Origin of the sequence: Caldicellulosiruptor sp. DIB 104C, assembly GCF_028198085.1 — a bacterium.
Classification (GTDB): domain Bacteria; phylum Bacillota; class Thermoanaerobacteria; order Caldicellulosiruptorales; family Caldicellulosiruptoraceae; genus Caldicellulosiruptor; species Caldicellulosiruptor saccharolyticus.
In genome coordinates, this window is sequence record NZ_CP116337.1 from 2,508,708 (window position 1) to 2,523,087 (window position 14,380).

The window sequence follows — 14,380 nt, forward strand, 5'->3', positions numbered from 1 at the left end:
CTGGGCAAGGGAGGATGGCGTATTTTTGCCATCCTCTTATTACTCTGAGGTGTATGAAGCTTTGAAAAGTCTTCTTGCTACAGAGCAATTTACCATCTCACCCATTAGAACAAAAAACAAAAAAGAGGTTGAAGATGGCATATGGGTGTTCGAAGATTTTAGAATATACCTTGCCACACCTTTTTTAGAGCTGGTTACACAGAACATATTAAAGATTTATGATGGTTTAAATAGCCTGTTTGATAGCATTTGCTTGAAAAAAATTTCATGCAGAACCAAGCAGCCAAAGGCAAGCGGAATTTTGCTCAGCGGTGTGTTTGCTCAAAAAGACGGTGCTTGCTTAGAATATGACAGGCAGCCGGAGATTTTTTCAGAGATGCTAAGAAGACAGCTTTTGAGCATATACTTTCAAAAGTTTGGAGCATACCCGGAAGATAAGAGGTTTTTCTTTGTCATAAAAGATGGTCTGAAGAAACAGCATTTGATTGAATCGAGAATTGAGTATTTTGGTAAGTATGAAATTTTTGCCTCAAAAGAACTTCTGGAAATGTTTTGTCAAACGTTTTGTGTAAAATGAGCATGGGCAAGAAAAAAGCTTATTGAATTAAATTGTACTTAAATAGAGATAAAAGGGAAGAAATATTTTAAAAAACAAAGGATAAAAGTAAGCTGGAGAAATACTGAATGTGATGAAGATAAAGGGGCCGAAAAATTTCATCACATATGAGGAAGGCTTAGAATTTATTGGTATAAGGAAATGATGTAGTGACAAAATTGAGGTCCATATTTTGTCAATCCCAGCCCTCTCAAGCTTTTTGGGTTTTAAACTGACAAAGTCAAGAAAATTTGAGGCAAGAAAATAAATAATTGAGATTAAAATATAAAAAGGGAGAGGAAACATTCTCTCCCTTTAAGCTTGTAAACGTTCTTTTATGCCAAGCTTTACTTTTAAGGCTTCTTGAAGAACTTGAGAAAAATTAATGTGAGCTTCTTCAGCAGCTTTATTTAACCACCTTGGTAATGTTACAGTTTTGTTTACACTTTTATTTGCCATTTCTTCCCTCACTGGTGGCATATAGACAATAATTGGAACGACAAAAGCTCCTCTCGGAATATCTAATTTTTCTGGTGGTGTGGGTTCGGGGATTTCTTCATTATCTTCTTCTAAACCATAAAGGTGTAGTTCTAATGCCTCTTTAGCCATATATAGAGCTTCTTCAAGTGTTTCTCCTTCTGTTATACATCCAGGCAAATCAGGGAAAGTAACACAATATCCACCGTTTTCACCTGGCTCAAAAACTGCTGGGAAAATATATTTGTCTGCCATAATAAACCTCCTTTCTTTTATGGTGTACCTCAAAACAGTTAACTTCCAGAAAGTTAAACTCTATGTTAATATCTTAAGCAACAGGGTTTTATTTTAACCCTGCTTGCTTAAGAATACTGTTTAGTGTCTTTGGGTCAAGGTCCTTGTTGTGATATGGAACTGTCACTAATCCTTTTTTAACAGGGTGCCTAAACTGTTTGTGTGAACCTTTTTGTCTAACTTCATACCATCCGTCTTCTTCAAGTATTTTTATTAATTCTTTGGGTTTCAAATTCACCTCCTCCTTACAGCTATATTATAACACGTGTTAATTACACGTGTCAATAGGCTTTTAAAAAATTTCAGGAAAAATTTTTTAGCTTTATATGATATCATAGTAGTGTGTTGATATGCTACGTTGCACGCAGCGATGTTATTCGCTGACGCAGTGCAGCAGCAAAACCGAATACAAAGCTCCACATTTGAGGGGCTTTTTTTATTGTTGATAGAGTGGTTTCAATCCCCAAAGGGCAGGCTACAAACGCAGTTGACAGCATGGAAGTTAGAAAACTCATATATGTTTCAATCCCCAAAGGGCAGGCTACAAACACGTAAAAAAGCTTGATTTTATTATATCAAGATTATGCATCCCTGTCAATGTTTTTATATCAAAACATCTGTGGAAAACTCACATCAAGCCAGAAAAATCAAGCTATATAGCCACCTCAAAGTCTTCCGTCTATCCAGCTGCTGCCAGAAACTTTGCAAAAACCATGTCAAATCTTTATGAAACCGCATACAAATCAAACCTTAAAATTTTACTACCTGAGGTCGACAGATGTGACTTTTGGTCAAAATGAAATAATATAAATTGTCTTTCGAATAATAACTCAAAAGTTGAAATCTCTATTCTGCTGCTTGCTAAAACAATAAAAGCCACAAGCAGCACCAAAAAATGCTTGTGGCAAAAGGATATTTTTCAAAATTTCAATCAATTTCTATGCTTTGCACGAAGTTCTTTTATTCTCTCAAGCGAAAGCCCTGTAATCTCTGCTATCTCCTCATCTTTGTAACCTTTTAAAATCATCCTCTCAGCTGTCTCTATTCTGCTCTGCTCAAAACCTTGCTGAAGTCCTTGCTGAAGCCCTTGCTGCAGTCCTTCAAAAATCAACTCTTCTCTTATCTTTCTCAAATTCTGAAATAGTGGCATAACTTTTTCACCCCCTCTTACACTCTCATCAATCGCTCTTTTAGCAGCCTCAACTTCTATCTCATCAAGCTCCTTCAAAGCAGCTGGCAAACATACCTTCAATACCTCTATCTCCTTCTCCTCTGCACCCAATAAATATTCTCCAAGCTCTAAAATTAGTCTCTCTAACTCCTCATACCTTTTTATCCTGCTGAGCTTCAATATTAAGCTCAGTATGTCTTTTACCTGCAAAATGCTTTCTGCTTGGTTTAAGTCAATCAATATATACTCAAAATCAATTACGCAATTTCCAAACTCCTCAAATCCTAAAATCTTTTCCTTAAGTCTTCTTGCGGCTGTCCACCTGTCTTCCCCGTCGTAAAATACTATCGGCACAACTGCCGGCAATGTAAATCCCTTTTTCTTTATTTCCCCTCTGTCAAAATCCTTGATATAGTCTCTGTATATATCTGTGATGTAAAACAAAAGCCTCAAGGGCATTGAATGGTCAACTGAAGACTGGTGTTCAAACAAAATGTAAAAGATAATTTCTTTTTCTTTTAGGCTTACTTTGTAAAGCAAATCACTTTCTTCTTGAGAAAAATCAGGTAGCACATAGCTTTTGTCAATTCTTTCAAGCTGGTCTTCTGTGAGGTTTTTGAATATTCCAATCTCATCAAGCCTTTTCAAAAGCCTGAGGAAAATGCTTTTGTTAGAGAATATGTATTTGTACTCAAGGTCGTTTATGTTATGAGGGAGCTGGTTATTATTCATTGTTTTCACCTGAGGAGTTATTCTGAAAACATTATAGCAGATGGGAAGGGAAATATCAAACATATTTTCTTATCCTCTTCTTCCGCATCAATCCCCAAAGGGCAGGCTACAAATCACAAGGTTCGATAGCGGTCAAGAGGGATAAAGAGCATTTAAATCCCCAAAGTAAAGGCTACAGAATTTTTGTTGCCATAGGAGTGTATTTTATTATGAATACAAAAGTTTTTCGAGTCTTTTATCAAATGTATAGACTGTATAACCTTTGCATTTGTTTTGGGCAACTAATATAGCATCAACAAAATCAATGCTTTTATCTACATAAACTTTTAGCGCCTCAGTTAACACTTCTAAGTCTTGAACAAAGATATTTGGATGATTAAATAATTTTATCAACGTGTTGCAAATGTCTTTCCTTTCTACTTTGTAAACTTTTTCTAACACGTAAACAATTTCGGCAACTACTTCATTCAAAATTAATACTTCATTGTTTTTGATAATTTCCTTGGCAATTTGATTAAGCTCAGCAATGTCATTTAGTAAAAAACGCAGAATCACATTGGCATCAATTAGTTTTAAAATTTTCTTCTTGTTCTTTCTCATATATTTCCCTCACAGTATTCTTCCATGCTTCTTCTTCACTGGGGATTAAATTAGGGTTTTTATATTTGCCAAACACACCAGACAATTCGTTTAGAATTTCATCACCTTTTTTACTTTTTTTTCTTTTATTTGAAGGTATTCTGACTATCAGTTCAACAGGCATATTTTTTGCTGCTTCTGGAATGTCCACTATTTTCTCAAGTTGATAGCCATTTACTATTTTCCTAATTATCATTTTAGTCACCTTTTAATAAAACTACTTCTAACAATAAATTTTAACATATCGGAAAAAAGTGTTCAATCAAACAAACCAAGAAGAACACTTAATTTTATTGATACTATAGATACAGGAATTTTGCAATCTCAACCACAGCGTTTCAATCCCCAAAGGGCAGGCTACAAACCCAGTTCCCCAAAAGCGAGCGTTACACGTTGGCGGCGTTTCAATCCCCAAAGGGTAGGCTACAAACTCGGTTGAATATGGCGAGAAATGGCTTGATGACCTGTTTCAATCCCCAAAGGGTAGGCTACAAACACGTCAAAAAGCTTGATTTTATTATATCAAGATTATACACCCCTGTCAATGTTTTTATATCAAAACATCTGTGGGAAACTCACATCAAGCCAGAAAAATCAAGCTATATAGCCACCTCAAAGTCTTCCGTCTATCCAGCTGCTGCCAGAAACTTTGCAAAAACCATGTCAAATCTTTATGAAACCGCATACAGATCAAATCTTAAAATTTTACTACCTGAGGTCGACAGATGTGACTTTTGGTCAAAATGAAATTATATTCTATTTGTGTGTTTTAAAAATACAAATTGTTAATCACCCATCTTGTGATTTTGCGGAGTAGTTATAGGTAACCAAGTATGAGTTTAATTGAAGCAGCCCAGTAAAAGAATTTAACATGAAATCAACTTCGCATATTTTTTGAACTGAAAAAACCAAAATAATAAATAAAATACAAATTGTAGGTAAAATTTAGGGGAGTTGGGAAAATGAAGAAGAAATTTGTAAAGGTGTTGAGTTTAACTTTAACATTGGCTTTGATTTGCCTTTTTAGTCATACCATTTCATATGCGTTGACTTCGCCTGTGACGGTTAAGCTTTCAGACTATAAAGTTTATATAGATGGCGTTCAGTTGCCTGTTTACAGTGTTAATGGTAACTTGATGGTCAATGTTTTTCATTTAGATTACTATGGCTACAAAATTCTAAGTTCTGAAAATGGAGTTTATTGTTTCAGACAGCTTGGAGAGTCAGTAGTTGGTGTACCTCGCAGCAAATGGAACGAAAAAATTAATACAGTTAACATCAAACCTAAAAACTGGTGCATTTTAAATGGTCAGCAGGTACCGGTATTGTATTTGAATAAACAACCTTTTATATTTCTAAATGAACTTTACAGGAAAAACGGTGTAAAAATGAATGGCAAAAGGGTAGATATTGTTTTAGGAATCTTGGATGGAGAGCAAAAAACTTCTGAGTATTATGACCAGTTAAATTTTTTGTTGAAAATACTAAAGAATGATACCAAAATAGTGGAATATACAATAGCTTATGCATATTATGACCCAAAAAAGAGGAAAAGCTATTTAGGAACAAGTGAGGATATCGACGAGTTATTTGATGAAATGGAAAAAAATGATTATACTCTATTACAATACTATGTTCTTGGCTGTACTTATTACGACAGTGACTATGATAAGCAAGTTTACGTTTTTGAAGATTGTGTTGACCTGATAAAATACTACACTACTCAAGAATATATCAACAAGTTAAGATTTATATTTGGATTGTATCAAAAGGCTAACAACAACTGTCCAATATATGTAAATAGCACCGAAGTAGACACCAAGACTTACAATTTTCCAGTTGCTAAAATTGAACTTTTTAATCTTTCTTTAACTCCTGTTGATGCGATAGAACTTTCGTTTTCGTGTTTAACAATTTTTGGTCAGCCGGCAAAAGACAGCAGTGGCTCAATGCAGTATACAGGAATAAAACAAAACATTTGCATACCTGCGCTTGACAACTACATGACATTATGGGATTTGTCGAAATATTCTTCTGTGGGTAAAATTTCAAATGTTGTGATAAAAAGATTGCATTTTATTGACGACAGTATATGGATAAATCAAAAGTCAACAGGTGGAAAGAGTTTTTAAAGATACTTTAAAAAACCTCTTGTATTTGCAACAGTTTTGGTTCTGTTCTTTAGTTGTTAAAGGGCTTTTGAGAGGGATTAAGAAAAGAACTTCAAGGTGCTTTAAAATGTGATATACTGATTTTTATAAAGAAAACTAAGTATATACAGATTTGAACAGGAAAAGAGGATTGTTTTTTACTCCTCTTTCCCGCCTTTTTTATGAAATCAATATTCAACTTTTTGGCAAAGTAGTATATAATTTGAATTAAAGGAGTGAAAAGTTTTGAATAGGCTGTTTTTGATATTTAGTCACATTCTCACAGAAGAACAGGAAAAAGAAGCAAGAGAGGTGCTTGGGGTTGAGGAGATAATTTCACTTCCTCAAGATTTGCAGAATTTTTGGAGCAACATACCGCCGGATGTTGATTTAAATGAGGAAATGTTCAAGCCTATTGTTTCATTTTTGAGTAGAAACAAAAGCCAAAACCTCAACTACTGCCTCATTCAAGGAGATTTTGGCGCAACAGTATATCTTGTCAGCTGGTGCTTCAAAAATGGTTTTATTCCTATTTATGCCACAACTAAAAGAACAGCTCAAGAAGTTATAAAGCCAGACGGTTCTGTTGAATTAATAAAGATCTTCAAGCATGAGAGATTCAGAAGATATATCCTTTGCAGCTAAAAAAATTTTGTCTGCAAACCTTTTTTGAAGAAAGGGGTTTTTATATGAAGATTATTTACCAAATTGGGCGATTTGACAATCCCAAAGCTGCGCTAAAAGACTTTTTTATAACCAAATTTAATGATGAGGTTGTAAACTTTTCAAAAGTTTCAGAGCTTTCCAGCTTTGTTTTAAGGGATTTTTTAAGACAGCAAGGGCAAGAGGCAAAAGCAGCCGTGATTTATCCTGTCAGCATTGTTCTAAATGAAAGGCTCAAAGATTGGGTAGAAGATGACTCATTAAAAGAGGAACTGGAAAGGATATATGAAAATCCTTCAGAATATCTCAAATCTCCTTTTGGAATAATAGACAGGCTTCCTCTTGAGAGGCTGAGAGATGAAACAGTTGTGATTCATTCGCTTGGGACATATCTTAAAAATATAGAGCTTGATGGTAGCTATGACGATATAGTCCTTGAGATTCTGTTTGACATGATAGAAAGGTATATGAATGAAGATGTGGATGAGATTTATCTTGACATCTCAAGTGGGCACAACATATACATATCAGCAATGATAGAGGCATCAAGGCATTTTGCGGTTTTTACAAGACTTATGCACTGGATTCATGAAGAAAAGCGTCCAAAGATATACCTTACGTTTTCAGACCCTATTATAGGAAGCACAGCAGAATCTTTTGAGATACATATTCAGCCACAGAGCTATACAGCTTTTTTCTCATCCCCGATCAGCAAAAAAGAAGCCTGCGACCACAACTTTTCGTTTTTGAGAAATATCTATCAAGAGCCACAAGATGACCAGAAAGGTAACAATAAAGTTTTGCAAAAGCAACAAATACGACAGAAGAGAAAGTCTTTGAAAGAAAAGATAGAAATGTTTACCATTTTATTTTCAGCAATCAAAAATAACGTTCCACTGTATTTGTACTACCATCCATACCATTCTATAGATGAGATTAAAAATGAACTTAAAAATCTCATCAGCCATGCAAAAGACCAGCTTTTAAAAGACTTTAAAAGCTCTCCAAAGCTCAACAAAAAAGCATACTTAGATGCAATTTTGAGTTTGGGATTTTACATGGGCATTGTTGAGGTTTTAGAGAAATACAACATCACAATGTTTTGCCAAGAGACTGGGTTTGATTTGGAGAATCTTGGGAAGACTTTTGCAGAGATTTATACAATATTTGGTATTCCGATGAACTGGACAATGCTTGGCAATGAGATTTCAAACGACACTGAAAAGATACAGGCGTATGGTGAGACTCAGCAGTGGACAAGGCTTAGAAAAATTGTCGACCCAACAAAACCAATTGCCGATGAGCCAGACAAGAGAAATTTCTTTGCACATTCAGGGCTTGAAGGCAATGTCACAGAAGTCAAGTACGACGGCCTCAAAGTGTATGTTAGATATATTCAGGGACTTCCACAGGGCATGATAGACTGCTGGTTGAAAGAAAGAGTGTGAAATATGTTGATTTATCACAGTAAAATTGTAAGGCTTGCGGGCAGCTTGGCAAATCTTCCCGCAAGCCTTTTTTATTTGGCTGCGTCTGCTTTGGAATTTTTTAGACATTTATGTAAAAGAAAATTTTCTGTCTTTTCTTTCTCAGGGTTGTTTTTTGAGTAGCTTACTATTTGGAAAAATTTCAATCCCCAAAGGGCAGGCTACAAACCGAGCCGTTTTTTGCCAAAATCCTCATTATTCTGAATGCCTTCTCCCTCTTGCATGACCTTATCTGCAAGTGTTCCATGAATTACATTTCCGAAATTCTACTTACTCTTAGGATTAAAAATAAGCGCTATTACATACCCAAAAAACACAGCTGCGGCAATACCGCCAGCTGTCCTTGACACTCCCCCTGTGAAGGCTCCTATTAGCCCAATTTTCTTCACCTCTTCAATAGCACCTTTTGCTAAAGAATATCCAAAGCCAGGAAGAGGGACTGTTGCCCCAGCACCTGCAATATCAATAAGCTTTTGGTAAAGCCCAAGACCTTGCAACATTGCGCCAAGGGTTACAAAGAGCACAAGCACTCTTGCGGATGTCAGCTTTGTCTTGTCAATCAAAATCTGACCAGCAACACAGATAAGCCCGCCAACTACAAATGCCATTAAATAATCCATTTGTCATCATCACCTCTACAAAAGCAGATACATCAAAGGATTTACTCAATCTCAATTGAAAGTGCATGAGCAATCACAGGGATACTTTCACCAAGCTGGACTGTTGAAGAAGACAAAAGAGCACCAGTTGGTACAATGAGAATTCTTTTGAAAGTTTTTTGAAGCATGAGCTTGTAAAAGTATCCACCAAATACGCACGCAGAGGCGGCACAGCCGCTTGCTCCAGCTCCTGTGTCTTGTGTCTTTTGGTCGAACATCAAAATCCCACAGTCCAAAAGCTCAAATGACAAGGTTTTTCCTTCTTTTTTGAAAAGCTCTTCAAGAAGCTTTCTTCCCACGTATCCTAAATCACCTGTGACAATTATGTCGTAGTAGGTAAAATCTCTTTTTGTATCCTCAAGGTGCGTTGTGATTGTGTCAAACGCAGCAGGTGCCATACACGCACCCATGTTGTTCGAGTCTTTTATACCATAGTCCAAGATTTTTCCAACTGTAAAGTGAGTGATTTTAGGCTTTTGAGTGCCATCCTCAGGCTTTATCAAAAACGACGCTGCGCCTGTGACAGTCCACTGTGCTGTCGGGGGGCGCTGGCAACCAAGCTCCAAAGGGTATCTGAACTGCTTTTCAGCAGAGCAAAAGTGAGATGATGTTGCAGCAATTACGTTTTTTGCAAACCCAGCGTCAACAAACACACACGCAAGCCCAACAGAGAGTGCAAAAGTTGAACATGCGCCATAAAGCCCTATAAATGGAATATCCAAATCTCTTATGGCAAAGTGAGAGCTTGTGAGCTGGTTCAAAAGGTCGCCGCTTAAGATCAGGTCAACCTCATCAGGAGGAAAACCACTTTTTTGAATAAGTTTTGAAATTGCTATGTTCAGAAGCTTTCCTTCCGCAAGCTCCCAAGATTTTTGCCCGGCATACTCATCTTCAACTACCATGTCAAAGAAGAGCCCAAGCGGACCTTCTCCTTCCTTTTTACCAACAATGGTAAAACAGTCTGAGATTATAGGGCAGTTTTCAAACTTGAAAGTAGATTTTCCAACCTTTTTCAATCTGCCAAAGCCCCCTTTGCTGGCTTCTTAGTTCAGCCTTGAGGCCAATTAAATCTTTGGAAAAATTTTGACAAAATAGTACACAAGACCAATTAGTATTGAGGTAGATATTCCATAGACCAATACAGGTCCTGCAATCAAAAACATTTTGCTACCAACTCCAAACACAAATCCTTCCTTTTTGTACTCAACAGCAGGTGAGACAATTGAGTTTGCAAACCCGGTGATTGGAACAATGCTGCCAGCCCCTGCAAACCTGCCTATTTTGTCATACACGCCAATTCCTGTCAAAAACGCGCCAAGGAAAATCATTGTGATGGATGTAAGTGTCTGTGCCTCATCTTTTGGAAAGTACATTGAATATAGGTTTAAAAAGGCTTGACCAATATCACAAATAATTCCACCGACAACAAAGGCAAATATGCAGTTTTTGAGAAGGTTTGTTTTTAGCTCATGGGCTTTTACCATATCTTGATACTCTTTTGCCTTCTTTTCTTTAAGGTTCACCTCTATAGATTCCTCCTTAAAAAATGGATTTCAAAAAGATATTATTTTAAGTTTTTTTGAGATTTATGCACATCCAAATGAGATTTGCAGTCATCTGAGCGACATTTGATAGCAAATCTCACTCAGAATAACCAAACAAACATTCGTATAATTTTTGAAAGTGGCACAGCTACCCGATAAAATAGAAGCTGTAGAAAGGAGGTGAGGCAAAGATGGCAGCAAATCCACTTACAGGAAATCTTTTAATTAAACTTCAAAATGGAACAACTTCAACTGGCAAAATCAGAGTCAAAACACTCTCTTATGACATCCGACCAGATGCGCAGGATTTGGATGTTTATCAGGTTGCTCAAGCTATAGCAAGCCTTCAGACAAAGCCACTTTACGCAATCATCAGGCAGAACAACTTTGAGCTTGTGTACTGATACACTTGAGATCTTGAGGCTTTAATGCCTAAAAAGTCTTTTAGCAAGAAAGGAGGTGAGAAGCAGTGCTCACTTTGGTTTTGACATTCAGGCTTCAAAATGGCAAAACATTCAGGCTTTCAATCCCAGACCCCAAGAGCAATTTGACAGCACAAGAAGTTGAAAATGTAATGAATTTGATAATCCAGAAGAACATTTTTTCAGTGTCTGCACCAATTGTTGAGAAGGTTTCAGCGAGAATTATAGACAGAAATGTAAATCAGCTCATTGGCTAAAAATTGGTGGGGCTGTCTTCTTAAAAGCTAAACAGAAGGCAGCCCCGATATGTCTTAATAAAAGCACATGATAATTTAAATTAACAGGAGGTGATATCAGTGCAGGAGATTATAACAAACATTGCTAACATAGGTTTTCCCATTGTACTTTGCGTATATCTTTTAACAAGGTTTGAAAGCAAAATTGACAAGCTTTCTGACACCATAGACAAGCTCTCAGAAAAAATAATACAGATTAAAAGCAATTGACTTGCAAACAATTGTTCGTTATAATAAATATAAAAGTTGTAAAATCTGGTGAAGTATCAGAAGGATGGTGATTTTAAATGGACAAGATTCCAAGAGATATTATATACTTTGTGCCACAGTATCTTGATAGCGGCGATGGAGTTATGCTTCTTCTTTTAAACGGTGAAAAGAAAGTCTGTCATATGTCAATCAGAAGCTTTACAAAAAAGCTCTATTCTATGTATGCAATTGATCCTTTGACTATAAAAAAGCTCATCTCAAAGAAGATAGGGCAGAAGAACCTTCTTCCAATTGTTCTTCCAGATGTTACATTTATCCCTGTCAAGACCAGAAAGGCAAAAGTAGCAACAGACCCTATCTTTGGCTATGTGAACTTGTCTCAGGTTTTTAAAATAGATGAAAAGAAAGAAGGTTTTGAGATTTTATTCAAGTGCGGAGCAGTTTTGCAGTGTTTTGGCTCTGCAAAGTATTTTAAAAGAAGGATAACAGCTGCAAGCATAATCAGCGACTATTTCTCTTCAATGTGGGCAAAAGGAGTGTGTACAATAAAAGAAGAGTGTGAGCTTGAAAATGTCTTTAGTTTAGAGTAGGGCAAATAATTCATTTTGCATGTGGCATCAGGGCTGCAACATCCTTTTGCAGCTTTGGTGACCACGTTTTTTATAAAAAATTCAGAAAGAAAACTCCTACCTCTCTCAATCTCCAAAGGACAGGCTACAAACTTGCTTTCTTTTTCAAATGTTTCTGCAGTAATATCTTACTCACACCCAAAAGGAAGGTTACAAACACGTCAAATAACTTGATTTTATTATATCTAATATTATATACATATGTAGATGTTTTCACATCAAAACATCTATGAATAATTAAGTTTAATATAGAAAAATCAATGAGCGAAACCACCTTAAAGCCTTTCGTCTATACAGCTGCTGCCAGAGACTTCAAAAAAGCTACGCCAAATCTAAATGAAACCGCATACAAATCAAACCTCAAAATTTTTACACTGGAGGCCGATGGATACAACTTTTGATCAAATTGTAAAATCTATTTATATTCAGAGCATAAATATAAATCAAGAATTGTACAATCAATTTTACATACTTTTTGAGCTTTCCATTGAATCAATAAAGCAGCTGATATGAAATATATGAATGTTCAATTTATCAAGAAAATGGTATATATAAGCTTTGCTAAAGAAGAGTGGTTGTACAATGAAGTTTTCAACGAAATATAGGTTACAGCCTGATTAAGAACCTTTCTATTGCATCATTTGCATTTTCAACATAAATTGGCATTGGCACAGCTTCGAGACCAACTGCGTCATAGCTTACAAGAAGCCAGCAGCCTTTTTTGAATTTGAAAGTTTGCTTGAACATATCTTCGCCTATACCAAAAGCGTCAGTAATTCTTTCTTGGTCAGATTTTCTTGGGAGTTTGCTCACAAAGTATGTATGGGGCTGTGCCATGATGTTTGTGTTAAGATAAGTTATTCGCTGAGTGGCAATTCCAACGCCAAGCCCAAATTTCCTTCCTCTTCTTGCAAGGTTCATCACAACTTCACTTGAACGCTCATAAGAATCTTTTGCATCCTGTGGAATAAATTCATCTGCCTCATCAAATATAAAGCTCACTATAGGTTCGATTATTCCATTTCTACGCCTATCTTCAAAGATTGACATGCCAAGCTGATACGCTTTGTTTCGAAGATCATTTGGGTCATGAGATTGGAATATCAAGAGCGATTTTTTAGAACCATCATTCAGTAGATTCAAACTGGTTTCTTGGTCTATGGTATATTCTGGTCTTGTGGAATTTGAGGTAAGATCCCTATATTTATTTTCAAGTTCTTTGACAAACAATTCCAAGTTAGAACGAGCTATGCTGTTCAAATCCCCTGAAAGATAATTGTTTTTTATTCTTTCTATAGTAGCCTTACAAAGATTAACATCAAGTGGGCGGTTAACCTGCTTCATCTTTTCAACAAGCTCTCTTAAAGTTGCTTCGCTTCTTCCAAGATATCCTTTAAAAAGCTGTTTTTCATGAAGTCTTACAAAATCAGCCAAGGTCAAACCTGAATCTTGCCACAGTTTTATCTTTTTATCATTTAAAATTTTATAGAATGCTTTTGTAAAAAGGTCTCTGTATTTGGCAAGACCTTTTGGATACAAAGAAGAATATGCCATGTCCTTAGCTGCTTTGATAAGCAGTTTTTTATGCTCTGCTACCTCTGGATTGCTTCTAAAAACCTCTAAGACAGATCCAACAAATGTCTTTTCGCCAAGTCCGACGATATAGGCTTGGTCAATTGAATACAGAAGGTCGACAAGCAGGGTTGAGTACTCACTCATCAAGTCAAAAATTACTATTTTTACAGGAAGTTCTACATCAAGCATAATTTTTCTAATGAGAGTGCTCAAAAGATTTGACTTTCCAGCACCTGTAAAGCCAAAAATTCCAAAATGAAGTCTTAAAAGCTCTTCAGTTTTGAGCAAAATCTTGACATTTTCATCTCTTATTAGATGCCCAATTTTTATTATCTGTTCTTGACCATCAATTCCGTGGTTGATTATTCTGTTTGTCAAATTAACATCAAGCAAAAATGCTTTTGCGCCTATCATAGGAAGATTTGACTCAATTCCAATTTCTAATTTTCCACTGCTGTTTATAACAATCTCAAAATTGGTGGGGATTGCGATACATTTTATCTTTGTTGCATCATCAAGTGGTTCATCCTGCTGGTCTTCCCAGTCTCTATAAACATTTTCAGCAGCTTCGACCAAAAAACCAGGATATCCACTCAGGTCATTGTTAAGACCATAGTGCAAAGGCAAAATGGATGAGATTTCAAGAATACAATAGTGAATTTTGTCAGAAGACGACGAAAAGTTCTGGATTGCCAAAAGAGACCCTTCTTTTATCTCATTTATTGCTTTTTTGGTGTAGTCAAACCAAACCTCAGCCCTGTATCTGGTGTAAAAATCCGAATCTACTTTCATAAGTATTCCACTTATTTCCTGATTAAACATATCTCAATTCCCACC

Annotated in this window: 17 protein-coding genes; 8 read left to right on the forward strand and 9 right to left on the reverse strand. The window is 36.1% G+C overall.

The features are described from left to right. Positions 1-25: 25 nt before the first annotated feature. On the forward strand, positions 26-577 hold the full coding sequence (locus tag PGC14_RS12265; RefSeq protein ID WP_271629082.1) for a hypothetical protein: 552 nt from the start codon (positions 26-28) through the stop codon (positions 575-577). A gap of 333 nt (positions 578-910) precedes the next feature. On the opposite strand, the gene PGC14_RS12270 is transcribed toward PGC14_RS12265, so the two are convergent. The 5 genes from PGC14_RS12270 to PGC14_RS12290 all read right to left on the reverse strand — a co-directional run bounded on the left by PGC14_RS12270 (position 911) and on the right by PGC14_RS12290 (position 4,104). Next, the gene (locus PGC14_RS12270) at positions 911-1,327 is read right to left on the reverse strand and encodes a type II toxin-antitoxin system HicB family antitoxin (RefSeq protein ID WP_011915698.1); all 417 of its coding nucleotides are present in this window, start codon (positions 1,325-1,327) and stop codon (positions 911-913) included. 88 nt (positions 1,328-1,415) lie between these two features. Continuing rightward, positions 1,416-1,598: a type II toxin-antitoxin system HicA family toxin gene (locus PGC14_RS12275; protein ID WP_011915699.1), complete on the reverse strand. Its 183-nt coding sequence runs from the start codon at positions 1,596-1,598 to the stop codon at positions 1,416-1,418. A 699-nt stretch (positions 1,599-2,297) separates the two neighbouring features. Then, positions 2,298-3,332 carry an Rpn family recombination-promoting nuclease/putative transposase gene (locus tag PGC14_RS12280; protein WP_271629083.1) on the reverse strand — a complete coding sequence of 345 codons (1,035 nt, stop codon included), beginning with the start codon at positions 3,330-3,332 and terminating at the stop codon, positions 2,298-2,300. A 144-nt stretch (positions 3,333-3,476) separates the two neighbouring features. Continuing rightward, complete coding sequence (locus PGC14_RS12285) at positions 3,477-3,869, reverse strand: PIN domain-containing protein (protein WP_271629084.1); 393 nt, start codon at positions 3,867-3,869, stop codon at positions 3,477-3,479. After that, entirely contained in the window at positions 3,832-4,104 is a 273-nt protein-coding gene (locus PGC14_RS12290) for a hypothetical protein (protein WP_011915702.1), read from the reverse strand. Before PGC14_RS12290 ends, PGC14_RS12285 begins: the two co-directional genes overlap by 38 nt. Positions 4,105-4,870: 766 nt before the next feature. Between PGC14_RS12290 and PGC14_RS12295 the strand changes: the two genes are divergently transcribed. The 3 genes from PGC14_RS12295 to csx1 all read left to right on the forward strand — a co-directional run bounded on the left by PGC14_RS12295 (position 4,871) and on the right by csx1 (position 8,169). After that, positions 4,871-6,040 (forward strand): hypothetical protein, encoded by a 1,170-nt coding sequence (locus PGC14_RS12295; RefSeq protein ID WP_039765726.1) that lies wholly within the window; start codon positions 4,871-4,873, stop codon positions 6,038-6,040. A 264-nt stretch (positions 6,041-6,304) separates the two neighbouring features. Then, a complete protein-coding gene (csx20, locus tag PGC14_RS12300) occupies positions 6,305-6,703 on the forward strand; it encodes a CRISPR-associated protein Csx20 (protein ID WP_039765725.1) in 399 nt (132 codons plus the stop codon). A gap of 44 nt (positions 6,704-6,747) precedes the next feature. Continuing rightward, a complete protein-coding gene (csx1, locus tag PGC14_RS12305) occupies positions 6,748-8,169 on the forward strand; it encodes a CRISPR-associated CARF protein Csx1 (protein ID WP_271629085.1) in 1,422 nt (473 codons plus the stop codon). A gap of 305 nt (positions 8,170-8,474) precedes the next feature. On the opposite strand, the gene spoVAE is transcribed toward csx1, so the two are convergent. From spoVAE to spoVAC, 3 genes are read right to left on the reverse strand one after another with little or no spacing between them, the layout of a single operon-like run. After that, positions 8,475-8,828, reverse strand: coding sequence for a stage V sporulation protein AE (gene spoVAE, locus PGC14_RS12310; RefSeq protein ID WP_039765723.1), 354 nt, complete (start codon positions 8,826-8,828; stop codon positions 8,475-8,477). A gap of 41 nt (positions 8,829-8,869) precedes the next feature. Beyond that, positions 8,870-9,883: a stage V sporulation protein AD gene (spoVAD, locus tag PGC14_RS12315; RefSeq protein WP_271629086.1), complete on the reverse strand. Its 1,014-nt coding sequence runs from the start codon at positions 9,881-9,883 to the stop codon at positions 8,870-8,872. 48 nt (positions 9,884-9,931) lie between these two features. Then, positions 9,932-10,390, reverse strand: a complete 459-nt coding sequence (gene spoVAC, locus PGC14_RS12320) for a stage V sporulation protein AC (RefSeq protein WP_039765717.1) — start codon at positions 10,388-10,390, stop codon at positions 9,932-9,934. Between the two features lie 212 nt (positions 10,391-10,602). Between spoVAC and PGC14_RS12325 the strand changes: the two genes are divergently transcribed. From PGC14_RS12325 to PGC14_RS12340, 4 genes are all read left to right on the forward strand, one after another. Continuing rightward, on the forward strand, positions 10,603-10,815 hold the full coding sequence (locus PGC14_RS12325) for a DUF1659 domain-containing protein (protein WP_011915709.1): 213 nt from the start codon (positions 10,603-10,605) through the stop codon (positions 10,813-10,815). Positions 10,816-10,880: 65 nt separating this feature from the next. Continuing rightward, positions 10,881-11,090 carry a DUF2922 domain-containing protein gene (locus PGC14_RS12330; RefSeq protein ID WP_039767048.1) on the forward strand — a complete coding sequence of 70 codons (210 nt, stop codon included), beginning with the start codon at positions 10,881-10,883 and terminating at the stop codon, positions 11,088-11,090. A gap of 99 nt (positions 11,091-11,189) precedes the next feature. Next, entirely contained in the window at positions 11,190-11,339 is a 150-nt protein-coding gene (locus PGC14_RS12335) for a YvrJ family protein (protein ID WP_011915711.1), read from the forward strand. A 77-nt stretch (positions 11,340-11,416) separates the two neighbouring features. Then, positions 11,417-11,929, forward strand: coding sequence for a hypothetical protein (locus tag PGC14_RS12340; RefSeq protein WP_039767047.1), 513 nt, complete (start codon positions 11,417-11,419; stop codon positions 11,927-11,929). A gap of 645 nt (positions 11,930-12,574) precedes the next feature. Here PGC14_RS12340 and PGC14_RS12345 read toward each other — a convergent pair. Beyond that, on the reverse strand, positions 12,575-14,365 hold the full coding sequence (locus PGC14_RS12345; protein ID WP_039767043.1) for an ATP-binding protein: 1,791 nt from the start codon (positions 14,363-14,365) through the stop codon (positions 12,575-12,577). Positions 14,366-14,380 lie beyond the last annotated feature (15 nt).